The sequence below is a fragment of the Wenyingzhuangia sp. IMCC45467 genome, from assembly GCF_054111205.1.
Genome location: NZ_CM134196.1, coordinates 2,127,325 through 2,152,866, shown reverse-complemented (window position 1 = coordinate 2,152,866; position 25,542 = coordinate 2,127,325). Strand labels below are relative to the sequence as shown.

Below are 25,542 nucleotides of genomic sequence, written 5' to 3'. Positions count from 1 at the left end.
TATGATTTATTTTGTCGTATATAGATAAAATAAATTTGGTTTTAGCTATGAGTTGGTTTTCATTTACACACAAGAAAAAATATTTGACATATTATAAAGACGGAATTTTAGTTACTCTTTCTACTAACGAATCAATTGTTGTTGATTGGAAAAAAATAGAGAAAATTGTATTTGTAAGTGTGTTTGAAGAGTATAGTGGTTATTTTTTAACTAATGATTATAAGTCTAAGGTTTTATACAATAATATTTCAATAGACTGTCGTCAAAATATTGTTAGAATTCGCACAGGTAGAGCTCCAACCACAAAGAAAAATACCTCAGAACCTTTTTCTAGAAAATTTGGAACTACAAGTATTTATCATGTTGTTTTTGTGGAGTATATCGATGAATTAGAAAATAAAAACTTATATGGAATCCATTATAATAATGATGATAAAAATGAGTTAATTAATACTTTTAAAATTTTTTTGAATAAAGATAAAATTCATGAACAAAAAATGATAGAAGGTTTTACTCCCCTATCTCAATTATAGAATATTCTTAATACCTCCTTTTAAGGATTGAATATTCAAATTTAAATCTTTTATGAGTTGATTACTTCTTGTTCCCGATTCACAATACAACACAATTTTTTTATTGGAGTTTAATAAGTTCGGATTATTTCTAATCTTTTCTTCGGGTATATGAATTCCACCAATGTTCTGAATATCTCTTTCTAAACTTGTTCTAATATCTATTAATTCATGTGTTGAGGTAAGTTCTGAAAATTCAATTTCATGTTCAAATTCTTCAACACCACAAAAGAAATCATAGTCTATTAATTCAGTAATACTTAGGTCGTTATTTTTCTCAAACCCTAAAACAAAATGTTGATTGTTAAGGGTGTTAATCGTCAATAGTTTTCCAGATAAAACCTCTCCAATTCCACAAATAATTTTAATGACTTCATTGGCTTGATAACTTCCTATAATTCCAGGTAAAACTCCCAAAACTCCAATTTCTGAACAAGATGGTATAGAACCAGCTTTTGGTGGAGTAGGGTATAAACATCGGTAAGTTGGTCCATTGTTGTAGTTAAAAACAGAAACTTGTCCTTCAAACTTAAAAATAGATCCAAAAACCAATGGTTTGTTGGTAAGTACAGCAGCATCATTGCATAAATATCTGGTTTGGAAATTGTCGGAACCATCAACAACTATGTCGTATTGATTAAAAAGAGCTAGTGCATTGTCTTTGTTTAAAAACTCATGAACAATATTAAATTTTACATACGGATTTAATTGTTTCATTCGGTTTGCTACTGCTCTAGCTTTAGATTTTCCAATATCATCAACAGTAAACAAAATTTGACGTTGTAAATTGGTTACATCAACAGTATCACCATCAACAATACCAATAGTTCCTACTCCAGCAGCGGTTAAATACTGAATAATAGGACAGCCTAATCCGCCAGCTCCAACCACTAAAACTTTGGCTGCTTTTATTTTTTCTTGTCCTTCTAGTCCAATTTCATTTAATAATAAATGACGGCTGTATAGTGTTTTTTCGTTGTTGTTTAGTTTCACAAGTACAAAGTATTGAGTACAAAGTACAAAGTATTGAGTAGCTACTGTTCTTAGTACTCATCACTTAATACTAAATACTAATTAAAAGTTTCCCAATCTTTCCATACAGGTTCTAATCCGCTTTCTTTTAACATTTCTGCAATGAGTTCTGTTGAGCGTTCATCAGAAATTTCAAATTGTTCTAAAGTTTGTGGATCTACTGTGTAGCCACCCGGATTTGTTTTAGATTCTGCACTTAAAGAGGTAATACCCAAATGTACAATGTTATTTCTAAATACCTCACTTTCTCTGGTACTCATAGACAATTCTACGTCTTCATCCAACAATCTAAAAGCACAAATAGTTTGTGCCAAATCTCTATCGGTCATTTCTACTTTTGGTTCTAAACCTCCGCTGTGTGGACGTAATCTTGGGAAAGAAATAGAATATTTTGTTTTCCAATAGGTCTTTTGTAAATATTTAAGATGTAAAGCAGTAAAGAAGCTATCAGCTCTCCAGTCTTCCAAACCAAATAAAGCCCCAATACCAATTTTATGAACTCCTGCTTTACCTAATCTATCTGCAGTATCTAATCGATAATCAAAATTAGATTTTTTCCCTTTAGGATGATGTTTTTTATACTCATCTCTATGATATGTTTCTTGATACACCAAAACTGCATATAAGTTGGCTTCAATCAATTCCTCATATTCATGTTGGTCTAAAGGTTGTACTTCTATGGTAATATTAGAAAACTGATCTTTAATTAATTCCATGGCATGTTTAATGTATGGAACTCCAACGGTTTTATTGGCTTCTCCAGTCACCAACAAAATATGATCATATCCTTTGGCTTTTAAAAAAGCAACTTCCTTTAAAATTTCTTCATCAGTTAAAGTCCTACGAGGAATTTTATTGGTCATGCTAAATCCGCAATAAGTACAAATATTTTGGCACTCGTTAGATAAATACATGGGAATGTACATTTGAATGGTGTTTCCAAAACGTTTTTTTGTAGTCATCTTACTCAAATGAGCCATTTGTTCTAAATAGGGAGCTGCAGCAGGAGATACCAATGCTTTAAAATCCTCTAAATCTCTTTTGGTTTTAGAAAGTGCATACTCAACATCTTGAGCTGTTTTTGAGTTGATACTCGCTAAAGTTTCATCCCAATTGTAGGTGTCGAATAAGGTTTGAAATGTTTTGTTCATGTTTTTAAGAATGTAGAATATAGAAGTTAGGATTTGGTTAAAACCTAATCTCTATATTCTTGGTTCTAAATTCTAGTTCAAAAAACTAGTTAACGGACTACTAGCTTCCGCATGTTTTTTAATACTCGCTAATTTTGCATTGTAAGCCATTCTACCTGCTTCCACCGCCATTTTAAATGCTTTGGCCATTTCTACTGGGTTTTGAGAAACCGCAATGGCTGTGTTTACCAAAACAGCATCGGCACCTAATTCCATAGCATAAGCAGCGTGAGATGGGCTTCCAATTCCAGCATCTACAATTACAGGAACATTGCTTTGTTCTATAATAATTTCTAAAAAGTCACTTGTTTTTAATCCTTTATTAGTTCCTATAGGAGCTCCTAAAGGCATTACGCATTGTGCTCCTACTTCTTCTAATCTTTTGCATAAAACAGGATCCGCGTGAATATATGGCATCACAACAAAACCTAGTTTTACCAATTCCTCGGCAGCTTTTAGCGTTTCTATAGGATCGGGTAATAAATACTTAGGATCGGGATGAATTTCTAATTTAATCCAATTGGTTTCCAAAGCTTCTCTTGCTAATTGCGCTGCAAAAACAGCTTCTTTTGCATCTCTTACTCCAGATGTATTGGGTAATAAATTTACATGTGGTTGGTTAATGCTTTGCAGCATTTTGTCTTGCTCATTGTCAACATCAACTCGTTTTAAGGCCACGGTTACCAATTCACTTTCTGATGCTAAAATAGCTTTTGCCATTAAATCATTAGAACTAAATTTTCCTGTTCCTGTAAACAATCTTGATGTAAATTCTTTATCGGCTATTTTTAATGTGTCCATATTTTTTAGAATGTAGAATTTAGAATATAGAATCCAGCTGTACTAACTCCTGAATTCTTGCTTCTAGATTCTTATACGTTATCTACTAATTTCTATTGTTCTCTTAATTATTTCTTTTAAAACTTGGGTGTCAATATCAGTTAATTTATTAATGTATAAACATCCAACACCTGTTTTGTGTTTCCCTAATTTATCTAAAAGGTCATGAGCTTGTTTAATATCACACCCCATTAGGTATAAGGATATATTTGCTTTTCTTGGAGAGAAACCACAGGTAAACCAATTGTCTTCTATTCCAGATTTTGTTTTGTATCTATATTGACCAAATCCAATAATACTATCTCCCCACATTACCGGTTTTTCTCCACTTAATTCTTCCATCATTTTTAAGATTTCAAAACTATCAGTACGTTTTTGTTCTTTTTCAATATTGTTGATAAAGTCAATAACACTTGCGTTGGTAGGTTGTGTTTTGTTGGCCATTTTCTGGGGTTATAAGTTATTGATATCGTATTTTTGTTCTTCGCTATTTCCTGCTTGTAATAGTTTATTAAAGATTCTGATTTTATTAAAATCACGAGTAATTTCTCCAGACATGGCAATCCCCGAAACTCCTGTTTTTAAAAGTTCAGCGATGTCGTTTTCTGTAATTCCACCAATGGCAATAATGGGAGTTTCTGTTTGTAGTTCTTCTAAAATTACGGTGTATCCATCTAGACCTAAAACAGGACTTAAATTTTCTTTGGTGGTGGTAAATCTAAAAGGTCCCAAACCAATATAATCTATATTTTTATCTAACAAATTTTTGCAGTCTTCAAGTGTGTTTGCCGTACCTCCAATAATTTGCCAAGTAGCCAGTTCTTTTCTAACAATGGTTGGACAAGTATCTGTTTTTCCCAAATGAACTCCATCTGCTTTTACCTCTTTGGCAATTTTGTAATGGTCGTTGATGATTAATCTTGTCTGAAAATGATTGGTGATTTCTCTGGCTTCTAAAGCTGTTTTTAATATCTTTTTATCGGATAAATTTTTCAAACGAAGTTGTACCAATTCAGCTCCCGAAGCACAAGCTTTTTGGATGTTTTCTAAATGCTCTTTTGGCGTAGCTCCTTGCGATATATAATGTAATTTGTTGATGGTCATTGTTTTTTGTTTTAGAATGTAGAAATTAGGAGTTAGAATTTAGAACAGACTTTGAGTAGGCATTAATTAGTTTGCCAGTTTCATTGATCAGGTTGTTTAATTTTTTAGTGTCATTTATGTAACCCAAATCTTTTGAAAGTATTATGTAATACCTACACTCTTCTAATGAGCCATGTGAAATATTAAAGAATCTCACTTTATCTTTTAATCCTTTCTTTTTATATCCTTCGGCTATATTTGCAGCAATTGATGTAGCAGCTCTCCTAAATTGAGAAGTCAATCCATAAGTTTCTTCTTTTGGAAAAGACATTGTTATAGAATATACCAAAAGCACAAATTGATGAGCTTTTTGCCACATGATTAAATCTTCAAAAGTGTTTTTTTTCATAGTGATTTATTCTAGTTACTAACTTCTGTATTCTCCATTCTTTTATGCGTTCCCAACAAAGAATCATTTGAATTTAAAAACCTTTCTGTATAATATTTTGCAGCTTTACAAGCATCTTCCAACTCTTGTTCTAAGCCAATATTACAAGCTAAGGCAGATGACAATACACAACCGCTTCCGTGTTTTTCTGAAACTTTAGTAGCGTTTGGAGGAATGTTTACCATTACAATTCCACTATGGTATAATTCGTCCCAACCTTTTTTGTCTTTTCTATGTCCACCTTTTAAGTAAATGTTGGTTTTGCTGGCAATATGTTCTGTCGTTTCTTCTATGTCTTTTTCTGGGTATAGTAACTGAATTTCATCATAGTTGGGAGTGATGATATAACATTGTTCCCAAATTTTATTCAACAAATCTTGATTTTCTTCTGTATGAAAATCAAAACCTGCAGTGGCTTTGATGATTGGATCTAAAACAATTTTTACTTCAGGATTTAAGCGTTTCAGTTGTAATAAAATATCGAGCAATGTTCGCCAGGATTGGATGATTCCGATTTTAACAATAGCAATTTCAAAACGTTCGAATAAAGTTTCAATTTGTGAAAGAATCACTTTAGGTTCTGTCCAAACACACTCTTTAAAATCAATATCATTCTGAACAGTAATAGCAGTACAAACAGATAAGCCATAAAAACCATGAGCATCAAATGTTTTAATATCTGACGTTAATCCAGCACCTCCTGAAGGATCGTGGCCGGCGATGGTTAATATGTATTTTTTATCTTTTTGCATTTTAGTTTAATTATTGTCAGTTCGAGTGAATTTCTGTAATGAAATGGAAGAAATTTGTATCGAGAACTTTATACTATAATTACTTCTTGATATTATTTCTCTCCCGAAACTTTGGGACCAAAATCACTCGAAGTGACTTTTGTATTTTTTATTGTTAGTTTGATATTAACTAGATAAATTACTCAAAATGACTTTTCATTTTTTTAAAATCTTCCACTGGTTTTTCACTATTCCAAATTCCACCTAATACTCCAACTCCTTTAAAGCCTAGTTTGTTAAATTCGGCTAAGTTTTCTGTTGTTACACCTCCCATACCTACAATGGTTTTATGGATGTGATTGACATCAAAACCACGGCCATTGTAACCTTGTTTTGAAATAGAAGAGAAAACAGGACTTAGTAAATGATAATCAAACTCAAACGTACAATTTTGTAATTCTTCTGGTTCGTGAAAAGAAGAACTGATAGTTTTACCATACATGTTATTCAACTTTACAAAGTAATCTGTTGGAGTGTCTAAACAATCTCTTCGTTTTTGCTCTTGAAAATGAATTCCTTTTAAATGGTATTCGTTTATCAATTCATGAAAATAATGAACTACAATTTTGTGGTGATATTGTTTATCAATCTGATTTAAATACTCACAATGTTCTTGATAATTTTTGTTAGGCTTTCTTAAGTGATAATACTCCAATCCGTTTTGAAATAATTGATGTAGTATTTCAAGTTCGTTTGGAATGTCGTTTTCTGGTGCGATTAAAACTATCATTTTTAGTAAAATTACTTCTCGATAAAAATTTCTTTTATTTCATTACAGAAATTTACTCGATGTGACATTGTTTTTTGTGGTCAGTTCGAGTGTTTTGTGAAACACTGTGTAGCAAAATGTATCGAGAACTCGAGTTAGGGATTGAAGCTTTGTTTGAGCTCTTTTATATACTGAACTTGTTTCTGTATATAAAAAGCGAGTGCCGAAAGCCCGACCCCGAAACTTGTTCGGGGGAACTTCCTAATTATTTTAAAGGTAAACCTCTGATCCTTTTTCTTTAAACTCTTGAGACTTTTCTTCCATTCCTTTTTGGAATACTTCATTGTTCTCATCAATATCGTTTTCGGCAGCAAAATCACGTACTTCCTGAGAAATTTTCATAGAACAGAATTTTGGTCCACACATAGAGCAGAAATGAGCCACTTTTGCACCATCAGCAGGCAAGGTTTCATCGTGATATTCCAACGCACGTTCTGGGTCTAAACCTAAGTTGAACTGATCTTCCCAACGGAATTCAAAACGAGCCATACTTAAAGCGTTGTCTCTGTGTTGCGCACCTGGGTGACCTTTGGCTAAATCGGCAGCATGAGCCGCTAATTTATAAGTAACCACTCCCACACGAACGTCTTCTTTATTAGGCAATCCTAAGTGTTCTTTTGGGGTTACGTAACACAACATTGCACATCCGTACCAACCAATCATAGCAGCACCAATACCCGATGTAATGTGGTCATAACCTGGAGCAATATCTGTAGTTAAAGGTCCTAATGTGTAAAAAGGAGCTTCGTCACAAACTTTAATTTGTTTCTCCATGTTTTCTTTAATCATGTGCATTGGCACGTGACCTGGTCCTTCTATAAAACACTGTACTTCGTGCTTACGAGCAATTTGTGTTAATTCACCCAAAGTTTCCAATTCAGCAAACTGAGCTTCATCATTTGCATCGGCTATAGAACCCGGACGTAAACCATCTCCTAAAGAAAAAGCAACATCGTATTGTTTTAAGATTTCACAAATTTCTTCGAAATGAGTGTACAAGAAACTTTCTTTATGATGTGCCAAACACCATTTTGCCATGATAGATCCTCCACGAGATACAATTCCTGTAACACGATTAGCAGTCATAGGAACATAGCGTAATAAAACTCCGGCGTGAATAGTAAAATAATCTACTCCTTGTTCTGCTTGTTCAATTAAAGTATCACGGAAAATTTCCCATGTTAAGTCTTCTGCAACCCCGTTTACTTTTTCTAAAGCTTGGTAAATAGGTACGGTACCTACTGGTACTGGAGAGTTACGGATAATCCACTCACGAGTTTCGTGAATGTTTTGTCCTGTAGATAAATCCATAATATTGTCTGCTCCCCAACGGCAAGCCCAAACAGCTTTTTCTACTTCTTCTTCTATAGATGATGTGGTAGCAGAGTTTCCAATATTTGCGTTTATTTTTACTAAGAAGTTTCTACCTAAAATCATAGGTTCTGCTTCTGGGTGATTGATGTTTGATGGAATTACAGCACGACCTCTAGCAACTTCTTCACGAACAAATTCTGCCGTAATTTTTTCTGGAATGGCAGCTCCAAAATGTTCTCCTTTGTGTTGTTTTCTAATTTCGGTCATTTCATCAATTCGTTGGTTTTCACGAATGGCGATGTATTCCATTTCTGGAGTAATAATTCCTTGCTTAGCGTAGTGTAACTGCGTTACATTTTTTCCTTTTTTAGCACGTTTTGGTTTGTGTTTTAAATCAAAACGCATGTGGTCTAAACTTTTATCGTTTAAACGCTCGTTACAATATTTAGATGTAAAAGAGTCTAATTCTTCAACATCTCCACGATCTAAAATCCACTGTTCTCTAATTCTTTCTATTCCGTTATGTACGTTAATTTCTTTGTTAGGATCTGTATAAGGTCCAGAGGTATCGTACACAGTAACTGGCTCGTTTGGTGTTTTCTTTTTGGTCATCGAATCCGTTGTGTCAGCCAAAGAAATTTCACGCATAGCCACTTTAATTTGTGGATGGATTTTTCCTGGTACGTAAATCTTTTTAGAATTTGGAAAAGGCTTTCTTGTAATTTGCCCTTCTTTTGGTGCAGTGTCTTTGTTTTTCATTTTTATTGTGGTATTTGGTAGTAGGTAGAAAGTATAAGGACTTATCGTAGCTACGTATAATTGTTAATTCGTAATTGATTGATTGCTAATTGAGTTTATCCTCCCTGTGTAGCTTGTATAATTAAAACATCATCTTCCTGGTTAAGAAAATGTTGGTTCCAATTAGATTTTGAAATAATTTGTTGGTTGATGGCTACAGCAATTCCATGTTCTGGTTGATCTAATTGATGCATCAATTGGCTAACAGAACTATTTTCTGAAATTTCTTTAGATTGATTGTTTACTTTTACGGTTATCATTGTTAAAAATATTTTGGCGATAACCTTTGCAGAAGGACTCTGCTTGAAGCTGAATAAAGTGGAGTACAATGAATGCACTCTTACAATAAAAAACAAAAGAGGTCTGCGACCTCACTTTTCCCTACGTAAGTCTTAACTTATTCAGGTTCAAAGGGTAAATCTCAGCCTTTTTATAAAAGACACCCCTAAAGCTTATCTTATGCGAATGTATAAAAATATTTTTACAACACAATTTATAGTGTTGTAAATAAACGAATGTTAGTGATTTGTGAGTTTTAACAGGATTTAAAATTAGCTTTTATTCGCCAACTGTCCACATGCAGCATCAATGTCTTTTCCTCTAGATCTACGAACATTGACTACAATTCCATTTTTTTCTAAAGTGTAAACATAATCATCAATAGCTTTATTACTTGCTTGTTGATATTTTCCGTCATCAATAGGGTTGTATTCTATTAAATTCACTTTACAAGGAACATAAGAACAGAATTTTACCAAAGCATTAATGTCTTCTTGCTTGTCGTTAATATCTCTCCAAACAACATATTCATAAGTAATTCTGCTTTGTGTTTTTGCGTACCAATATTCTAATGATTCACGTAAGTCTGTTAACGGAAAGTTTTTAGAAAAAGGCATGATTTTATTTCTAGTTTCTTCAATTGCAGAGTGTAATGAAACTGCTAAATTAAATTTTACTTCATCGTCAGCTAGTTTTTTAATCATTTTTGGCAATCCAGAAGTAGAAACAGTGATACGTTTAGGAGACATTCCTAAACCTTCATCACTAGTAATCATTTCTATAGATTTTAGTACGTTGTTGTAGTTCATTAAAGGTTCTCCCATTCCCATATACACAATATTAGATAGTTTGTGTTTGTGAGTTTTAAGACTTTCTTTGTTGATGGCCGCTACTTGATCAAAAATTTCATCAGCATTTAAATTTCTCATTCTTTTTAAACGAGCAGTAGCACAGAATTCACAATCTAAACTACATCCTACTTGGCTAGATACACAAGCGGTGGTTCTAGAATCGGTAGGAATTAATACAGATTCTACAATTAAACCATCGTGTAGTTTTACAGCATTTTTAACAGTACCATCTTTACTACGTTGCATATTGTCTACTTCAATATGGTTAATGGTAAAGTTGCTATCTAACATATCTCTAGTTTGTTTAGATAGGTTGGTCATGTCATCAAAAGTATGGGCAGATTTAGACCACAACCACTCGTAGACTTGGTTTCCTCTAAAGGCCTTGTCTCCGTTTGTTACAAAAAATTCCCTTAATTGATCTTTGCTAAGGGCTCTGATATCTTTTTTAGACATGATGTTTGGTGTAAAACTGTTTTGCAAAGGTACGTAACTCTGTGAAAAGAAAAATCCCGAAGTGGAAAACTTCGGGACTTTAACTTTATTATCGATAAGGTTGATTAGATAATCAACATTGCATCTCCGTAAGTACTAAATTTATATCCTTCTTTAATAGCTTCTTTGTAAGCTTTCATTAAAAAATCATAACCTGCAAAGGCAGCTACCTGCATCATTAAGGTTGATTTAGAAGGGTGGAAGTTAGTAATCATTGCATTGGCAATACTAAAATCATAAGGAGGGAAAATAAATTTATTTGTCCATCCGTCATAAGGATTTAATCTTCCGTTTGAAGAAACTGTAGATTCAATAGCACGCATAACAGTTGTACCTACTGCACAAACTCTACGTTTGTTGTCAATTGCATTATTCACTTCTTCACAAGTTTTTTCTGAAACTAACATTTGCTCAGAATCCATTTTGTGTTTAGATAAATCTTCAACTTCTACTGGGTTAAAAGTTCCTAAACCAATATGCAAAGTTAATTCAGAAAAATCTACTCCTTTAATTTCTAAACGTTTCATTAAATGTTTAGAAAAGTGTAATCCAGCTGTTGGAGCTGCCACTGCACCTTCTTCTTTTGCATAAATGGTTTGAAAACGTTCAGCATCTTCCTCCTCAACATCTCTATTTAAATGCTTTGGAATTGGTGTTTCTCCAAGGTCTTCTAATTTTTGTCTAAATTCTTCATAAGAACCATCATATAAAAAACGTAAGGTACGTCCTCTAGAAGTTGTATTGTCAATTACTTCAGCTACTAAAGAATCATCTTCACCAAAAAACAATTTGTTTCCAATTCTAATTTTACGAGCAGGATCTACCAAAACATCCCATAAGCGGTTTTCAGCATTTAATTCACGTAACAAGAAAACTTCAATTCTAGCACCTGTTTTTTCTTTGTTCCCATACATACGGGCAGGAAAAACTTTGGTGTTGTTTAAAATCATTAAATCACCATCATCAAAGTAATCTATAACATCTTTAAACTGTTTGTGTTCTATGGTTTGTTCTTTTCTGTTCAAGACCATTAAACGAGATTCATCTCTGTATTCAGCTGGGTGCTGTGCAATCAATTCATCAGGTAAATCAAAGTGAAAAGCAGATAACTTCATGTATGTGTTGTTTTTAAATAGGATGCAAATATACAATCTGGGAATAGGGGTTGTCAAGCATATTGAGGTTTATTTTTGTTTTGACTAGTAATCAGTATTGAGTACAGAGTACTGAGAGTGAGTGTTTATATGTGGTAGCGGTGTTTTGTAACCTAAAAAAAATGCTCAAAAATTGAATTCAATTTTGAGCATTTTTCTAAACTTTGTACTGATTACTCAATACTTACTACTGCATAAGTTATTGAAATCTTCCAAAATCATCCCAAAAACTAGGGTAAGATTTAGAAACTACTCCAGCATCATCAATATTGATATTTGTTTTTAATAACAACGGAGCAAAAGCCATAGCCATACGGTGATCGTTATAAGTGGCAATGTGAACATCACTATTAATAGTTCCGTTAAAAGCTTTTACAGTTAAAGTTTCATCTGTATATTCTATGGTAGCACCAAGCTTTGTTAACTCATTGTACAAAGCAATAATTCTATCGGTTTCTTTAATTTTTAAGGTGTGTAAACCTGTCATGTGGCATTCTACCCCTAATCCAAAAGCAGTAACAGCAATGGTTTGTGCAATGTCTGGAGCTTGTACCAAATTGAACTCAACTCGTTTAGGTAAAGTAACGGTTGGTGTTTTTTCTAAAGAAATTGTATGTTCTTTAAAAGTAGTTTTTACTCCAAATTCTTTGTAAATATCTTGTAAAACAGAATCTCCTTGTAAACTGTTTTCTTTATATGATGAAATGTTTAGTTTTCCATTTTCTGTTAAAGCGACCAATCCGTAAGAATAAGAAGCAGAACTCCAATCTGACTCCACAGTAAACTCAGTGTTTTTAATTTCTTGAGTTGGCTTAACGGTAATAAATTGTCCTTCAAAATTTGTAGAAACTCCTAAATCATTCAACAAGCTTAAAGTCATTTGAATATATGGGATAGAAGTGATTTTTCCTTCAAATTCGATGGTTAGTCCCTCTGGTAAAGTAGGAGCAATCAATAATAAAGATGAAATGTATTGACTACTTACACTACCATCAATTTTAACTTTGTTAGCTGTTAAAGTAGTTCCTGTAATTTTTAAAGGAGGAAATCCATCATTTTTAACATATTCAATATTTGCTCCCAAAGAACGCAAAGCATCTACTAAAATTTTAATAGGACGTTCTTGCATTCTTGCAGATCCTGTTAAAATAATTTCTGAATTTGGTTTTACTGCAAAATAACTAGTTAAAAAACGCATGGTAGTTCCTGCGTGTCCAATATTGATTTCTTTTTCTTTTGATTTTAATGCGTTTTGCATCAAATTGGTGTCATCAGAATTAGATAAGTTACTAATGTTGATACTTGGGTATAACGCTTGTAAAATTAACAAACGATTACTTTCACTTTTAGAACCGGTAATTTGAAAAGCATCGTTTACCGTTCCATTATATTTTTTAAGGAATTTTGTTCCTATATCTGCATGTGCCATTATAAAGTGTTTTTAGCTTTGCTTTTGGTTAAAAAAGCCATTACAAATCCGTACCCTACAATAATTGCTGCTCTTGTTGCTACAAAAGGAATCCAGGTACCATCTTCAAAACTTTCCGAAATAGCATTTAAGTTTCCGTTTTTAAACAATTCTGCTGCTGTAAAAACAATGGCTAAAATAAATCCGAAAGAAATCATGAATCTAATAGCTAATTTCCACAAAGGTGTACTTGCTATTTTTTTTACTTTTTGATTGGCCATTATTGTAGTTTTTTGTTGTTGTGATGACGATCGTGATCACGTTTGGTTTTTAAATCTAATTTAGCATCAAAAGCAGCTTGTAAATCTACTCCTGTTTGATTTGCTAAGCATAAAAGAACGAACAAAACATCGGATAACTCTTCTCCTAAATCTTTGTTTTTGTCGCTTTCTTTTTCTGATTGTTCACCGTATCGGCGAGCAATAATTCTGGCAACTTCTCCAACTTCTTCGGTTAATTGAGCCATGTTTGTTAGTTCGTTAAAGTAACGAACACCATGTTCTTTTATCCATTTGTCAACATCAAGTTGTGCGTTTTTAATATCCATTGTTGATGGTTTAATTTAAAATGACCCTTTGGGGTTAAAACGGCTCAAAGATAAGGGTTTGTTCATCAAGTTAAAAAGATATAAGTTGGAAAGTATTAAAGCTTTTTTTTTGTTAAAATGTCTAAAAATTCTTGTCTCGGAATTTCATAAGCCCCTAAACTCTCTAAGTGATCGTTGTGTACTTGGCAATCTAATAAATTATAATTGTTTTTAACTAAATAATCATTGAGCCAAGCAAAAGCAATTTTGGAGGCATTGCTAACTTTACTAAACATACTTTCGCCACAAAAAACATGATTTTGATCTATGCCGTACAAACCACCAACCATTTCATTATTTAACCAAACCTCTACAGATTTGGCAATACCTAATTCATGAAGTTTAATATATGCTTGTTGCATGTCATCCGTAATCCAAGTACCCAATCCATCGTATCTATTAATGGTTTTACAGTTGTAAATTACTTCTTTAAAATTTTGATTAAAAGTAACCGTAAAAGTGTTTTTTTTAATGATTTGCTTTAAACTCTTTGAAGGTTTGTAATGTCTAGGGTCTAAAACCATTCTCCATGCTGGACTGTACCAAATAATTGGTTCTCCATCACAATACCATGGAAAAATACCTTGCTTGTAAGCTGCTAGTAAACGTTCTGTAGATAAATCTCCACCTATAGCTAGAATATCATCTTTATTGGCTAAATTGGGATGAGGGAATTTTACAGTGTTTTTGTCTAATAAATACATAAGGTAATGTTTCTATAAAGCTTAATGTAAAAACGCTTTCAATAAAATTGAAAGCGTTTTTAATATTCTTTAAGATGATTTTCTTAATTAAAAAGGTAAATCATCTGGTTCTTCGTTTTGAGCAATAGAAGTAGTTTCAAAAGTTGCAGGAGCTTCACCTCCTTGAGCAGCTGGTGTGTTGGCTTCAATTCTCCAACCTGTAATAGAGTTGAAGTATTTTGCAACTCCCTCTGGATTGATCCACTCACGACCTCTTAAGTTGATAGAAATAGTTACATCTTGTCCTACTTTGTAAGCATCTAAAATATCTACTTTGTCTTGTACAAACTCAATCATTAACATTTGTGGGTACTGCTCATCAGTAGTAATAACTACTTCTCTCTTTCTAAATCCGCTCGCTCCAAATGTTTGCGTGTCGTTAATTAACTTAATTTTTCCTGATACTTGCATGTTCTTCATTTATTTATTGAATATCAAAAATAATTAGAATGTTAAGAAACTAGAATATAAACTCTTTAAACTTATTAACAAATCTATTTAATTGTTGATAAAGCTTTGTGAATAATAGCTTTAGGACTAATGGTTTCCATTACTTGCTCGTAACCTGATATTGTTTTGTTTCCATAAACAGAAGTTGGTAAAAGAGGAAACTTTTTTCTATCGGCTGTTAAACAATTCATTTCCTGATTAAAAGGAGCAAAACCAGCGTAAGGATGTGTAGCTCCCCAAATAGTAATGGTTGGAACACCAAACAAAGCAGAAAAATGCCCGTTACCACTATCCATACTAATCATAGCAGCTAAGTTACTAATAATGGTAAGTTCTTCTTTTAATTTTACTTTACCAGCAATGGAATAAGTGTTATGGTATTTTTTTGTGATATTGTTTAAGGCATTAATTTCGTATTGACCACCGCCAAACAATAAAATTTTATATTGTTTGCTTAGCTCTGCAATTACTTGTTCCATTAATTCTATAGGGTATTTTTTTCCTCGGTGAGCAGCAAAAGGTGCTATTCCAATTATTTTTTCATTAGGCTGATAGCCAAATAATATTTTTAACTGATTGGTAAGTGGTTCTTTTTCTTTTAATGATGGGGTTTCTAAATTTATAGAAATTCCTAATAAAGCAAAGACATCTGCATAACGTTGATGCGTGCTTGTTAAAGGTCTAAATACTTTGTTTTTTAAAGAAGTTAGGGCTTTTTTTTCAGCCCTTCCTTTGTTAATAAAAGCAACTTTTGTTCCGTCTAATTTAAAAAAAGTTCTTAAAATTTTAGAGCGCAACACATTGTGTAAATCGGCAACGGCATCAAATTTTAATGTTTTTAGTTCTTTGTATAATTTATAAATACCTTTAAAACCTCTATGTTTTCCTTTTACATCTGCAGCAAAAAAAGACACTTGCTCAAGATCATCAAAAAGAGGTTTTAAAAATGCTTTAGAAACGATAGTAATTTTAATGTTTGGGTTTTGAGTAATCATGGTTTTGATGACAGGTACGGTCATAGCAACATCACCCATAGCCGACATTCTAATCACTAAAATATGTTTTTGATTCATAGTGTTTAATAGAGTAAACTTTTGTTGAAAGATAGTAAAGAAATAGTACTTATAAAATTTTCAAAATCATTCCAATAGCAATGTTATCACTTGTTAAATGGTTTAATTCTTTTATGGATTGTATGCTAGTGTGGTGTTTTTTGGCTATTCCATAAAGCGTATCGCCAGATTTTACTTTATATAGTTGTAAGTTATTACTTGGGTGAGTAGGCGGGTTTACAATTCTTTTTCCTGTTACAAAAGCTTTTTCCCAGTAGGGTTCTTTTATAGATGAGGTGATGACTCCTTCGAAAGAAGCATGAATAAAGTTTATGTTTTTTCGAGTTTTAGAGATTACTATTCCTACATGATTGATGCGATTGGAATTAAGTGTTTTAAAAAACAAAAGATCTCCTGTGGAAATATTATTGTAAGGAATGGATTGTCCTAGTGCAGATTGTGCTAAAGAGGTTCTAGGGAGTTTAATATCATTTTTTAAAAAGCTAGTATAAACCAGTCCAGAACAATCCATTCCTTGTTCATCTATACCTCCTCTTTTGTATTTGGTGCCTTCAAACTTTTTAGCAGTAGCTATAATTTTATCAACTTTTTTATTTTGCATGTAAGAGACCGATTTACACGAAGTAAATAAAATACCCATACAGGTAAAAAAAAGAAATAATTTAAGTCTGTTCATATTGCTAAAATAGATATTCTACGGATATTTGAATGATAAAAAATGACCATGAGTAAAAGAAACTTAGCATTATTAGCTGTTTTTAGTACAGCTGTTTTTTACGGAATTAATTATACTTTGGTAAAAAGGGTAATGCCTACTTATATGAGTCCATTTGCATTGGTGTGGGTTAGAATTTTTGCCGCCACCATTTTATTTTGGATGACCTCATTTATTGTAAAGCCACCAGCTTTAGAAAAAAAGGATTTTCCAAAAATAGCATTGCTGTCAATTTTGGCTATTGTTGTTAATATTTTATCTTTTTTTAAAGGGCTTAGTCTAACAACTCCTATTAACGGAGCTGTTATAATGGTAACCACTCCCATTCTAGTATTTGTGTTTTCATTAATTATTTTAAAAGAAAAATTAGAAATAAAACGTGGTTTAGGAATTGTTATTGGATTGTTAGGGGCTTTTTTGTTAACCACAGCAGATAAAAAAGAAGCTTTTAATGCCGTAAATATTCCGTTGGGTAACTTATTGGTGTTTGTAAATGCATCTGGCTATGCGTTGTATTTAATTTTAGCAAAACAAATGATTGCAAAATACCATCCAGTTGTTTTTGTAAAGTGGCTGTATACTTTTGGATTGTTGTTTATGACTCCTGTGGTTTTTAACGAGGTTTTGGCGGTAGCCTGGCAGCATATTCCTATAGATATTTATTTAATTATTGCTTATGTGGTTGTGTTTGCTACTTATTGTAATTTTTTATTCAATCTTTATGGCTTAAAGCAATTAAAACCCACTACAGTAAGCGCTTTTATTTATACCCAACCTGTAATAGCAAGTTTGTTTGCTTTATTGGTTGGGAGTGATGAACTTTCTTGGGTAAAAGTAGCTTGTACTGTGCTTATTTTTATAGGTGTTTATTTGGTTACCTCAAGGCCTTATAAGGTCCAGAATAAAGTTACTGCTAAGTAGAGAAGTCTATCCCATGTAAAATCCGTATTTTTACAGCCAAATTTTTTGGATACATGATACAGTCGATGACAGGGTATGGGAAAGCAATAGTACAATTGCCTACCAAAAAGGTTACTATAGAAATTAAATCTTTAAATAGTAAAAATTTAGATTTAAACGTTCGTATACCTCAATATTACAGAGAAAAAGAAATTGATGTTCGTAAAACGATAGCAAATTCAGTTGTTAGAGGTAAAGTTGATTTTTCTATTTATGTAGAAATGACTGCAGAAGTTTCTCAAACTAAAGTAAATGTAAATGTGGTGGCTGATTATATGAATCAGTTAAAACAAATAGCTACAGGTACAGATGTTGAGTTGCTAGATATGGCGATGAGATTGCCAGATACTTTAAAAACGGAACGCGAAGAATTAGACCCAGAAGAATGGGTGTTGATTGAAAAAGGGGTAGAAGAAGCCATTGCTGCTTTGGTGCAATTCCGTAAAGATGAAGCAGAGTCTTTGGAGATAGATTTTAGAGAGCGTATTCAAAATATTCAGAATTTAGCCATTGAAGTTAATCAACATGATGATGCTAGAATGGAAGCTGTAAAATTAAAATTACGCAAAGCCATTGATGATTTACAAGTAACAGTTGATGAAAATAGATTTGAGCAAGAATTGATTTACTATCTAGAAAAATTAGATATTAACGAAGAAAAAGTACGTTTGGCAAATCACTTAGAATATTTTATCAAAGAGTTAAATAACCAAGTTTCTGATGGTAAAAAACTAGGATTTATTGTTCAAGAAATTGGTAGAGAAATTAATACTACAGGATCAAAATCTAACTACGCTCCAATGCAACAAGTTGTGGTGCAAATGAAGAATGAGTTAGAAAAAATTAAAGAACAGATATTAAACGTTTTATAATATGTCATCAGGAAAATTAATCGTTTTTTCTGCTCCATCGGGTTCTGGAAAAACCACCATTGTACGTCATTTATTAGGAGAAACAGATTTACCTTTAGATTTTTCTATTTCAGCGGCTTCACGTGAACCTAGGGTTGGAGAAGTTGATGGAAAAGATTATTATTTTTTATCAGCCAAAGAGTTTAGAAATAAAGTGGATGAAGATGCGTTTTTGGAGTGGGAAGAAGTTTATAAAGATAATTTTTACGGTACTTTAAAATCAGAAATCACTCGTATTTGGAAAGAAGGAAAACATGTGGTTTTTGATATTGATGTAGTTGGAGGATTAAATATTAAAAAACAATTTCCAGAAGAGACTTTGGCCATTTTTGTACAACCACCTTCTATTGAAGAAATGGAGCGAAGATTACGTGGTAGAGCAACAGAAACGGAAGAAAAAATTAAAATGCGTGTAGCCAAGGCTGAGCAAGAAATGGATTTTGCTAAAAAGTTTGATACCGTTTTGGTAAATAACGATTTGTCTGTGGCAAAAGAAGATGCATATAAAATGGTTTTAGAATTTATAAATAAGTAAGGTTAGATGAAGATTGAAGATGTTCAGAATAAAATTCATTCAGCTATAAATAAGCTGAATTCTCATAATTTGTACAAGGATTTAAATAGTATTGATGATGTTAAACAATTTATGGAGAGCCATGTGTTTGCTGTTTGGGATTTTATGTCTTTGTTAAAAAATTTACAATTAAAATTAACTTGTGTTTCTAAAGTATGGATTCCTGTAGAGAACCCTGTAACAGCTAGGTTTATCAATGAAATTGTACATGGAGAGGAAACCGATGTAAATGAATTGGGAGTACCCATGAGTCATTTTGAAATGTACTTAGATGCTATGAAAGAAGTAGGAGCTAGTACAGCTAAAGTTGAGTTGTTTGTCAACTTAATAAAGCAAGGAGTTTCTGTGTTAGATGCCTTAAAAGAAGTTGAGGTTTCTCCATCAGTTTACGACTTTGTGTCTTATACTTTTGAGGTTATAGAGAGAGGGAATGTACATGAAATTGCAGCAGCTTTTACTTTTGGTAGAGAAGATGTAATTCCTGAAATGTTTTTGGAAATTGTAAAAGAAACAAAAAAACAAAATCGAGATAAGGCTTATACAAAGTTGTTGTATTATTTAGAAAGACATATTGAGTTAGATGGTGATGAGCATGGTCCTTTATCATTAAGGATGATAGAGGAATTATGTGGAGTTAATGAACAAAAATGGGAAGAGGTACTAATAGTTTCTGAACAAGCTATTGAAAAAAGAATTGGACTTTGGTCTGGAATACAATTAGAATTGGTGTAGCATGAAAGTAGGTTTGTATTTTGGAACTTTTAATCCGGTACATGTGGGGCATATTATTTTAGCGAACCATATGCTACATTATACAGACATGGATGAGGTATGGATGGTGGTAACTCCTCACAATCCTCACAAGAAAAAAAATACATTGTTAGACAATCATCACAGATTAGAAATGGTGTATAAAGCAACAGAAGATTACGAACATATTCATCCGTCAGATATTGAGTTTAAGTTAAATCAACCTAATTATACGGTTGATACTTTGGTGCATATTTCTGAAAAATTTCCAACACATGAATTTGCCATTATTATGGGGGAGGATAATTTAAAATCTTTTCATAAATGGAAAAATTACGAGGTGATTTTAGAAGAATATGAGGTTTTTGTGTATCCAAGAATTTCAGAAATACAACAAGTAGATAGTTTAAAAAATCATCCTAAAATACATTTTGTAGAAGCTCCTATTGTAGAAATATCATCTACATTTATAAGAAGTTCCATAAAAGATAAAAAAAGTGTACAACATTTGTTATTGCCAAGAGTTTGGGAGTATATAGATTTGATGAATTTTTATAAATAAAAAGGAAAGAATATATTTGAGAGTTGTGGTTTGGTTTTTGATAAATCACAAAACAATAATTTTTTTAAATGGCAGAAAAAGGTAAACGTATTAAAAGAAAATTGGTTAAAAAATACCGTTTGGTAGTTTTAACTGAAGAGTCTTTTGAAGAGAAATTCTCCTTTAAACTAACACGTTTAAATGTTTTTGTTTTTGGAGGTTTGTTTAGTGTTTTTCTAATCATTTTTACTTCGGGGTTAATTGTTTACACTTCATTAAAAGAATATATTCCAGGTTTTGAATCTCCAGAATTAAAAAAGAATGCCATCAACCTAAATTTTAAGTTAGATTCTTTAGAGCAAAATATGTATGCTTTAGAATTGTATACAGAATCTATGAAGCCTGCTTTGTTGGGAGAAAAAGCAATGGAAATGGATGTGTTGCCTTTTGTAACTAAAGAGGGAGAGTCTGTGTATCAATCAGGTATTGTAAATAATGATTCTATTCATCATAAATTAGAAAAGTTATATACCTTGTTGCAGGAAAAAAATAGTATTATAGGGTCTCTTAGAGAAAAATATAAAGGAGTTGAGTTAGGTGATGAAAATCATGTTGATGAAGAGAATTTATCTGAAAAGGAAAGTTTGTCTGAAGAGGAATTAGAGTCCTTAGAATCATCTATTTTAGATTCTGTTTTTAGAGAAAAAGTAGAAAGAGAAGAACGATTTAGTATTTTTGGATACGAGTTTAACAAAACAGGTCGTGTTTTTGCAGTGCCAATTAAAGGAAATATAACACAGGAATACAATGCTGTAGAACATCATTTTGCTATAGATATTGCGGCTGAAAAAGAAGCTCCAGTAAAGTCTATTGCAGATGGTACTGTTGTTTTTGCTGAATGGTCTATAGAAACAGGATATGTAATAGTTATTATGCACGAAAGTAATTACGTGTCGGTATATAAACATAATAGTAGAATAAGTGTATCTCAAGGGGCGTTAGTAAAAGCTGGTCAGGTAATAGCTAATGTAGGCTCAACAGGAGAGTTGAGTACGGGACCACATCTTCATTTTGAAATGTGGAAAGATGGTTACCCAGTAGATCCAACAAATTTTGTGAAATTTTAAAAATGAGTATCAAATCAAAAATAGCGTTGCCTTTTGCTAAGGCTATTCGCAAACAAGTATATAAATGGGCTAATAACCCTATAGAAACACAAGATAAAGTGTTTCAGTATTTGATTAAAAATGCAAAAAATACAGCTTTTGGAAAAGATCATAATTTTGAAAGTATTAAAAATTATGAGGATTTTAAAAAGCAAGTTCCTGTACAAGATTATGAAGGGATTAGAGCTTATGTAGATAGAATGGTTGATGGAGAAGCAGATGTGTTGTGGAAAGGAAGGCCTTTATATTATGCCAAAACATCGGGAACAACTTCAGGAGCAAAATATATTCCTATTACCAAAGAATCTATGCCTACACATGTAAAGGCAGCAAGAAATGCTTTGTTGTTTTATATTACAGAAACTGGAGATGCTTCTTTTGTAGATGGAAAAATGATGTTTTTACAAGGAAGCCCGGTCCTTAAAGATTTAAAAGGAGTTAAATTAGGGCGTTTAAGTGGAATTGCAGCTCACTATGTTCCTTCTTATTTGCAAAAAAACAGATTGCCAAGTTGGGAAACTAATTGTATTGAAGATTGGGAAACTAAGGTAGATGCGGTAGTTGAAGAAACGGTGAATGAAGATATGTCTGTAATTAGTGGAATTCCATCATGGGTACAAATGTATTTTGAAAAATTACAGGAAAAAACAGGAAAAACAGTTGCAGAGCTATTTCCTAAATTTAATTTCTTTGTGTACGGTGGCGTTAATTTTGAACCTTACAAACACAAGTTTGAAAGCCTCATAGGAAAAAAAATAGATTATGTAGAGTTGTATCCTGCATCAGAGGGGTTTATTGCATATCAAGATTCTCAAACTGAAAAAGGAATGTTGCTACAATTAAATAGCGGAATCTTTTATGAATTTATTCCTGCAGATCAATTTTTTGATGAAAATCCACCACGATTGTCTATTGGAGAAGTTAAGTTGGGAGTAAATTATGTAATTATATTGAATACTACAGCGGGGCTTTGGGGATACAATATTGGTGATACTGTTGAGTTTACAACTTTAGCTCCTTATAGAATTAAAGTAACAGGTAGAATTAAGCATTTTATTTCTGCTTTTGGAGAACATGTAATTGGTAAAGAAGTAGAAAAAGCATTAAATGATGCTATAGAGGGAACAAATGTTACTGTAAGCGAGTTTACGGTAGCTCCACAAGTAACTCCAGCAAGTGGATTACCATACCACGAGTGGTTTATAGAGTTTGTTAATGAACCAGAAAATTTAGACGATTTTGCTGCTAAGATTGATAAGTCTATGCAAGAACAAAATATTTACTATTTTGATTTAATTACAGGAAGCGTATTAAAACCTTTGGTAATTACAAAGGTTAAAAAAGGAGGTTTTCATGAGTATATGAAATCTATAGGTAAGTTTGGAGGGCAAAATAAAATTCCTCAATTATCTGACAATCGAAAGATTGCAGATGTTTTGCAAAACTTTAAGGTATCGTAAATAAACAATAGCTATCTTCTAAAATAAAAACATGACTATGAATATAAATCATCAAAAGGTAGCTATTAAAACAAGCTTATTGTTTGTTTTGGTTTGTGTAACTACTGTGTTTTCCCAAAAACAATCAAAAGGGTTTAAGCTTACTCAGGCCAATATAAGAACTATTCAATCTACAGGTTTTGTTAGATGTGCTACAGTAGAATATGAAGAGAAATTAGCTGAAGAAAATCCTAATAGAACATCAGAAGCTGAGTTTGAATCTTGGATGTCTGCAAAAATATCTCAAGTAAAAAAGAGCAGAGCTAATGGTAAAATTGCGGCTCAAGTTTATAATATTCCTGTTGTAATTCACATTATTCACAATGGAGATGAGATAAATACAGATGGTAATGTGGTTGGAGAAAATATTTCAGATGCTCAGGCAATTTCTCAAATAAACGTGCTAAATCAAGATTTTAGAAGAATGCAAGGAACACCAGGAGGTGTTAATTCTACGGGAGTTGCTGTAGATGTTGAAATTAATTTTTGCTTGGCACAACAAGATCCAAATGGTTTAGAAACCACGGGAATTATTAGACACGAGATTACTCCTTATAGTGATGATGTTGCAAACGAACCTACGGATAATGTAGGAGGTGGAGGTGTTGATTGGGAAATATATACTGATGTCCAAAAAATGAAAAGAGAAACCCAGTGGGATCCTACAAAATATTTAAATATTTGGACAATCAGAACAGGTGGAGAAAGTGTAGAAGATAATGGATTGTCTGATTTGTTAGGCTTTGCACAATTTCCAAGTTATTCAGGTTTACAAGGCTTAGATGTTGTTGGGGGTGCCGAAGATACAGATGGTGTTGTGATTTCATTTCATGCTTTTGGAGATAGTACAAAGAGTGATGGATCTTTTATTATGAATAACCGTTATAACGAAGGAAGAACAACTACGCATGAGGTAGGGCATTGGTTAGGGTTAAGACATATTTGGGGAGATAATGATGATTGTAGCAATGGAGATTATTGTGCAGATACTCCCGATGCTACGGAAGAACATACAGATTGTAATCTTTTTTATGATACTTGTGTAAATGATGGATTAGGGAATGATATGGTGCAGAATTACATGGATTATACAGCAGATCCTTGTATGGATACCTTTACACAAAATCAAAAAGAAAGAATGATTGCTGTTATGGAAAATTCTCCAAGAAGAATGGAACTGTTAAATTCTCCTGGTTGTAATCCTCCAAAGTATAGCAGTGATGATTTAGATCAGTTTTTGGTTGATCCAAACCCTATTGAAAATGAGGTTACAATTGTTGGTTCTGCCGATGGATTTGTAAAACTTTCTATATTTGATGTTTATGGTAAAGTTGTATTTTCTGAAAGATACTATGAAGTAGATACTGTTTTTTCTCAAGACTTAAACTTAAACGAATTAGCATCGGGTGTTTATATTGTTTTGATAGAAAATGAAGGTAAAAAGATTGTAAAGAGAATTATTAAAAAATAATTATTAAACAAAAGCAATCTAGTGTAGTTATACAATGAAAAACAATATTTTATTTTTTTTATTAATAAGTTGTTGTGTATTATACAGTCAAGAAAAACAAACGGTAGATTGTCAGTTTATCTATGATGTATTTTCTCATCCAAATACAAGTAAAATAAGATTAGTCTGTCTTATACCTAATGAAGTGCAAAATTCTCAGCATGTCATGTCTTTGCAGTTTTCTAGGCATCCAAATAGAGTGTTTGTAAAGGATGAAAATAAATATGCTGAGTTTGTAATTAATCAACCGTTACTGGTGGAAAGAATAATTATTTCTACTAAAATACAACTATCTTCAAACAGTTTGTTGTCTAGTAGAAAAACAGCCCCGTTTAAATTAATAGACTATAATAGATATTTAATACATGAAAAATATTTAGAAAGCAATAATCCTAAAATTAAAGAAGTAGCCCTAAGTTTAAAAGGTAAGAATGATGTTAAAACTATTAAAAAAATATTTAAATATGTTAGGAATAAATTTGAATATTCATTTAATACAAAAGAGCTAGGAGCCTTAAAAGCACTATCAATAAAATCAGGCGATTGTACAGAGTATTCAGATTTGTTTGTGGCGTTATGTAGAGCCAATGGCATTCCTGCCAGAACCATAGAAGGGTATTTAGCATTAACACAATATAAAATAACCCCAAGGCATAGTTGGGCAGAAGTTTATTTACAAGATGTTGGTTGGGTTAAATTTGAACCAACCAGAGGTTATGATGCAAATTTCAAAAAAACGGAAAATAATTATATACAGTTGTCTAATGTTAGAAATGACTCTGTTTTAAATAATTATCATTTTTGGTATTATAGGTATTGGGGAGAGAAAGCAAAAGTAAAAAGTTCGTTTAAAGTGTTGTAATAACAATGTTTGATAACGATTATAGACTGTTGGAGCGTACTCTTCTTTTAATGTTTTATATTTACTTAAGTTATTCAATTAAAAAACGAGTTATTATTCGCTTAATGCAATTTAAAAT

29 protein-coding genes and 1 riboswitch are annotated in these 25,542 nt (G+C 32.3%); of the genes, 10 read left to right on the top strand and 19 right to left on the bottom strand.

Annotated features, from left to right (window positions below; translation table 11 throughout):
* Positions 1-47: 47 nt before the first annotated feature.
* Positions 48-533 carry a hypothetical protein gene (locus ACXGQT_RS09245; RefSeq protein ID WP_457828311.1) on the top strand — a complete coding sequence of 162 codons (486 nt, stop codon included), beginning with the start codon at positions 48-50 and terminating at the stop codon, positions 531-533.
* Here the strand turns inward: ACXGQT_RS09245 and moeB are convergent.
* The 19 genes from moeB to ACXGQT_RS09150 form a co-directional block, all read right to left on the bottom strand.
* Positions 528-1,565, bottom strand: coding sequence for a molybdopterin-synthase adenylyltransferase MoeB (gene moeB, locus ACXGQT_RS09240; protein ID WP_457828310.1), 1,038 nt, complete (start codon positions 1,563-1,565; stop codon positions 528-530). The two genes, ACXGQT_RS09245 and moeB, sit on opposite strands and share 6 nt — an antisense overlap.
* A gap of 77 nt (positions 1,566-1,642) precedes the next feature.
* Positions 1,643-2,755, bottom strand: a complete 1,113-nt coding sequence (gene thiH, locus ACXGQT_RS09235; RefSeq protein WP_457828309.1) for a 2-iminoacetate synthase ThiH — start codon at positions 2,753-2,755, stop codon at positions 1,643-1,645.
* A gap of 72 nt (positions 2,756-2,827) precedes the next feature.
* Positions 2,828-3,595, bottom strand: coding sequence for a thiazole synthase (locus tag ACXGQT_RS09230; protein WP_457828308.1), 768 nt, complete (start codon positions 3,593-3,595; stop codon positions 2,828-2,830).
* Between the two features lie 78 nt (positions 3,596-3,673).
* Positions 3,674-4,078, bottom strand: coding sequence for a DUF1801 domain-containing protein (locus ACXGQT_RS09225; RefSeq protein WP_457828307.1), 405 nt, complete (start codon positions 4,076-4,078; stop codon positions 3,674-3,676).
* 9 nt (positions 4,079-4,087) lie between these two features.
* Positions 4,088-4,738 carry a thiamine phosphate synthase gene (gene thiE / locus ACXGQT_RS09220; RefSeq protein WP_457828306.1) on the bottom strand — a complete coding sequence of 217 codons (651 nt, stop codon included), beginning with the start codon at positions 4,736-4,738 and terminating at the stop codon, positions 4,088-4,090.
* Between the two features lie 25 nt (positions 4,739-4,763).
* Positions 4,764-5,126, bottom strand: a complete 363-nt coding sequence (locus tag ACXGQT_RS09215) for a four helix bundle protein (RefSeq protein ID WP_457828305.1) — start codon at positions 5,124-5,126, stop codon at positions 4,764-4,766.
* Between the two features lie 11 nt (positions 5,127-5,137).
* Positions 5,138-5,917 carry a hydroxymethylpyrimidine/phosphomethylpyrimidine kinase gene (locus tag ACXGQT_RS09210; protein ID WP_457828304.1) on the bottom strand — a complete coding sequence of 260 codons (780 nt, stop codon included), beginning with the start codon at positions 5,915-5,917 and terminating at the stop codon, positions 5,138-5,140.
* A gap of 178 nt (positions 5,918-6,095) precedes the next feature.
* The gene (locus tag ACXGQT_RS09205; RefSeq protein WP_457828303.1) at positions 6,096-6,686 is read right to left on the bottom strand and encodes a thiamine phosphate synthase; all 591 of its coding nucleotides are present in this window, start codon (positions 6,684-6,686) and stop codon (positions 6,096-6,098) included.
* 249 nt (positions 6,687-6,935) lie between these two features.
* Positions 6,936-8,798, bottom strand: coding sequence for a phosphomethylpyrimidine synthase ThiC (gene thiC, locus ACXGQT_RS09200; protein ID WP_457828302.1), 1,863 nt, complete (start codon positions 8,796-8,798; stop codon positions 6,936-6,938).
* Positions 8,799-8,893: 95 nt separating this feature from the next.
* Positions 8,894-9,097, bottom strand: coding sequence for a sulfur carrier protein ThiS (gene thiS / locus ACXGQT_RS09195; RefSeq protein ID WP_457828301.1), 204 nt, complete (start codon positions 9,095-9,097; stop codon positions 8,894-8,896).
* Between the two features lie 101 nt (positions 9,098-9,198).
* Positions 9,199-9,294, bottom strand: a riboswitch (TPP riboswitch).
* 94 nt (positions 9,295-9,388) lie between these two features.
* Complete coding sequence (gene rlmN, locus ACXGQT_RS09190) at positions 9,389-10,423, bottom strand: 23S rRNA (adenine(2503)-C(2))-methyltransferase RlmN (protein ID WP_457828300.1); 1,035 nt, start codon at positions 10,421-10,423, stop codon at positions 9,389-9,391.
* Positions 10,424-10,527: 104 nt separating this feature from the next.
* On the bottom strand, positions 10,528-11,577 hold the full coding sequence (queA, locus tag ACXGQT_RS09185; protein ID WP_457828299.1) for a tRNA preQ1(34) S-adenosylmethionine ribosyltransferase-isomerase QueA: 1,050 nt from the start codon (positions 11,575-11,577) through the stop codon (positions 10,528-10,530).
* Positions 11,578-11,815: 238 nt separating this feature from the next.
* Positions 11,816-13,045 carry a 3-phosphoshikimate 1-carboxyvinyltransferase gene (locus ACXGQT_RS09180; protein WP_457828298.1) on the bottom strand — a complete coding sequence of 410 codons (1,230 nt, stop codon included), beginning with the start codon at positions 13,043-13,045 and terminating at the stop codon, positions 11,816-11,818.
* Positions 13,045-13,305, bottom strand: a complete 261-nt coding sequence (locus ACXGQT_RS09175) for a hypothetical protein (RefSeq protein ID WP_457828297.1) — start codon at positions 13,303-13,305, stop codon at positions 13,045-13,047. Before ACXGQT_RS09175 ends, ACXGQT_RS09180 begins: the two co-directional genes overlap by 1 nt.
* A complete protein-coding gene (locus ACXGQT_RS09170) occupies positions 13,305-13,631 on the bottom strand; it encodes a nucleotide pyrophosphohydrolase (RefSeq protein WP_302885139.1) in 327 nt (108 codons plus the stop codon). Before ACXGQT_RS09170 ends, ACXGQT_RS09175 begins: the two co-directional genes overlap by 1 nt.
* A gap of 95 nt (positions 13,632-13,726) precedes the next feature.
* Entirely contained in the window at positions 13,727-14,374 is a 648-nt protein-coding gene (gene aat / locus ACXGQT_RS09165; protein WP_457828296.1) for a leucyl/phenylalanyl-tRNA--protein transferase, read from the bottom strand.
* An 87-nt stretch (positions 14,375-14,461) separates the two neighbouring features.
* Positions 14,462-14,824, bottom strand: coding sequence for a DUF3127 domain-containing protein (locus ACXGQT_RS09160; protein WP_457830813.1), 363 nt, complete (start codon positions 14,822-14,824; stop codon positions 14,462-14,464).
* Between the two features lie 83 nt (positions 14,825-14,907).
* Positions 14,908-15,936, bottom strand: a complete 1,029-nt coding sequence (locus tag ACXGQT_RS09155; RefSeq protein WP_457828295.1) for a glycosyltransferase family 9 protein — start codon at positions 15,934-15,936, stop codon at positions 14,908-14,910.
* Between the two features lie 49 nt (positions 15,937-15,985).
* Positions 15,986-16,537, bottom strand: coding sequence for a C40 family peptidase (locus ACXGQT_RS09150; protein ID WP_457828294.1), 552 nt, complete (start codon positions 16,535-16,537; stop codon positions 15,986-15,988).
* Between the two features lie 123 nt (positions 16,538-16,660).
* Between ACXGQT_RS09150 and ACXGQT_RS09145 the strand changes: the two genes are divergently transcribed.
* From ACXGQT_RS09145 to ACXGQT_RS09105, 9 genes are all read left to right on the top strand, one after another.
* Positions 16,661-17,572, top strand: a complete 912-nt coding sequence (locus tag ACXGQT_RS09145) for a DMT family transporter (protein WP_457828293.1) — start codon at positions 16,661-16,663, stop codon at positions 17,570-17,572.
* Positions 17,573-17,625: 53 nt separating this feature from the next.
* Positions 17,626-18,483, top strand: coding sequence for a YicC family protein (locus ACXGQT_RS09140; RefSeq protein WP_457828292.1), 858 nt, complete (start codon positions 17,626-17,628; stop codon positions 18,481-18,483).
* A gap of 1 nt (position 18,484) precedes the next feature.
* On the top strand, positions 18,485-19,057 hold the full coding sequence (gmk, locus tag ACXGQT_RS09135) for a guanylate kinase (protein ID WP_457828291.1): 573 nt from the start codon (positions 18,485-18,487) through the stop codon (positions 19,055-19,057).
* A gap of 6 nt (positions 19,058-19,063) precedes the next feature.
* Complete coding sequence (locus ACXGQT_RS09130) at positions 19,064-19,828, top strand: DUF3050 domain-containing protein (protein ID WP_457828290.1); 765 nt, start codon at positions 19,064-19,066, stop codon at positions 19,826-19,828.
* Position 19,829: 1 nt separating this feature from the next.
* Positions 19,830-20,408: a nicotinate (nicotinamide) nucleotide adenylyltransferase gene (gene nadD / locus ACXGQT_RS09125; RefSeq protein ID WP_457828289.1), complete on the top strand. Its 579-nt coding sequence runs from the start codon at positions 19,830-19,832 to the stop codon at positions 20,406-20,408.
* Between the two features lie 68 nt (positions 20,409-20,476).
* On the top strand, positions 20,477-21,514 hold the full coding sequence (locus ACXGQT_RS09120) for a M23 family metallopeptidase (protein WP_457828288.1): 1,038 nt from the start codon (positions 20,477-20,479) through the stop codon (positions 21,512-21,514).
* Positions 21,515-21,516: 2 nt separating this feature from the next.
* Positions 21,517-23,013: a GH3 auxin-responsive promoter family protein gene (locus ACXGQT_RS09115; protein WP_457828287.1), complete on the top strand. Its 1,497-nt coding sequence runs from the start codon at positions 21,517-21,519 to the stop codon at positions 23,011-23,013.
* 37 nt (positions 23,014-23,050) lie between these two features.
* Entirely contained in the window at positions 23,051-24,523 is a 1,473-nt protein-coding gene (locus tag ACXGQT_RS09110; protein ID WP_457828286.1) for a M43 family zinc metalloprotease, read from the top strand.
* 34 nt (positions 24,524-24,557) lie between these two features.
* Positions 24,558-25,424, top strand: a complete 867-nt coding sequence (locus ACXGQT_RS09105) for a transglutaminase-like domain-containing protein (RefSeq protein ID WP_457828285.1) — start codon at positions 24,558-24,560, stop codon at positions 25,422-25,424.
* Positions 25,425-25,542: the final 118 nt, after the last annotated feature.

Bases quoted from the DNA above. Each gene is read 5' to 3' on its own strand.
- ACXGQT_RS09245 (WP_457828311.1), top strand. From the start codon at position 48: ATGAGTTGGTTTTCATTTACACACAAGAAAAAATATTTGACATATTAT.
- thiH (WP_457828309.1), bottom strand. From the start codon at position 2,755: ATGAACAAAACATTTCAAACCTTATTCGACACCTACAATTGGGATGAA.
- ACXGQT_RS09230 (WP_457828308.1), bottom strand. From the start codon at position 3,595: ATGGACACATTAAAAATAGCCGATAAAGAATTTACATCAAGATTGTTT.
- ACXGQT_RS09225 (WP_457828307.1), bottom strand. From the start codon at position 4,078: ATGGCCAACAAAACACAACCTACCAACGCAAGTGTTATTGACTTTATC.
- thiE (WP_457828306.1), bottom strand. From the start codon at position 4,738: ATGACCATCAACAAATTACATTATATATCGCAAGGAGCTACGCCAAAA.
- ACXGQT_RS09215 (WP_457828305.1), bottom strand. From the start codon at position 5,126: ATGAAAAAAAACACTTTTGAAGATTTAATCATGTGGCAAAAAGCTCAT.
- ACXGQT_RS09210 (WP_457828304.1), bottom strand. From the start codon at position 5,917: ATGCAAAAAGATAAAAAATACATATTAACCATCGCCGGCCACGATCCT.
- ACXGQT_RS09205 (WP_457828303.1), bottom strand. From the start codon at position 6,686: ATGATAGTTTTAATCGCACCAGAAAACGACATTCCAAACGAACTTGAA.
- thiC (WP_457828302.1), bottom strand. From the start codon at position 8,798: ATGAAAAACAAAGACACTGCACCAAAAGAAGGGCAAATTACAAGAAAG.
- thiS (WP_457828301.1), bottom strand. From the start codon at position 9,097: ATGATAACCGTAAAAGTAAACAATCAATCTAAAGAAATTTCAGAAAAT.
- rlmN (WP_457828300.1), bottom strand. From the start codon at position 10,423: ATGTCTAAAAAAGATATCAGAGCCCTTAGCAAAGATCAATTAAGGGAA.
- queA (WP_457828299.1), bottom strand. From the start codon at position 11,577: ATGAAGTTATCTGCTTTTCACTTTGATTTACCTGATGAATTGATTGCA.
- ACXGQT_RS09180 (WP_457828298.1), bottom strand. From the start codon at position 13,045: ATGGCACATGCAGATATAGGAACAAAATTCCTTAAAAAATATAATGGA.
- ACXGQT_RS09175 (WP_457828297.1), bottom strand. From the start codon at position 13,305: ATGGCCAATCAAAAAGTAAAAAAAATAGCAAGTACACCTTTGTGGAAA.
- ACXGQT_RS09170 (WP_302885139.1), bottom strand. From the start codon at position 13,631: ATGGATATTAAAAACGCACAACTTGATGTTGACAAATGGATAAAAGAA.
- aat (WP_457828296.1), bottom strand. From the start codon at position 14,374: ATGTATTTATTAGACAAAAACACTGTAAAATTCCCTCATCCCAATTTA.
- ACXGQT_RS09160 (WP_457830813.1), bottom strand. From the start codon at position 14,824: ATGCAAGTATCAGGAAAAATTAAGTTAATTAACGACACGCAAACATTT.
- ACXGQT_RS09155 (WP_457828295.1), bottom strand. From the start codon at position 15,936: ATGAATCAAAAACATATTTTAGTGATTAGAATGTCGGCTATGGGTGAT.
- ACXGQT_RS09150 (WP_457828294.1), bottom strand. From the start codon at position 16,537: ATGCAAAATAAAAAAGTTGATAAAATTATAGCTACTGCTAAAAAGTTT.
- ACXGQT_RS09145 (WP_457828293.1), top strand. From the start codon at position 16,661: ATGAGTAAAAGAAACTTAGCATTATTAGCTGTTTTTAGTACAGCTGTT.
- ACXGQT_RS09140 (WP_457828292.1), top strand. From the start codon at position 17,626: ATGATACAGTCGATGACAGGGTATGGGAAAGCAATAGTACAATTGCCT.
- gmk (WP_457828291.1), top strand. From the start codon at position 18,485: ATGTCATCAGGAAAATTAATCGTTTTTTCTGCTCCATCGGGTTCTGGA.
- ACXGQT_RS09130 (WP_457828290.1), top strand. From the start codon at position 19,064: ATGAAGATTGAAGATGTTCAGAATAAAATTCATTCAGCTATAAATAAG.
- nadD (WP_457828289.1), top strand. From the start codon at position 19,830: ATGAAAGTAGGTTTGTATTTTGGAACTTTTAATCCGGTACATGTGGGG.
- ACXGQT_RS09120 (WP_457828288.1), top strand. From the start codon at position 20,477: ATGGCAGAAAAAGGTAAACGTATTAAAAGAAAATTGGTTAAAAAATAC.
- ACXGQT_RS09115 (WP_457828287.1), top strand. From the start codon at position 21,517: ATGAGTATCAAATCAAAAATAGCGTTGCCTTTTGCTAAGGCTATTCGC.
- ACXGQT_RS09110 (WP_457828286.1), top strand. From the start codon at position 23,051: ATGAATATAAATCATCAAAAGGTAGCTATTAAAACAAGCTTATTGTTT.
- ACXGQT_RS09105 (WP_457828285.1), top strand. From the start codon at position 24,558: ATGAAAAACAATATTTTATTTTTTTTATTAATAAGTTGTTGTGTATTA.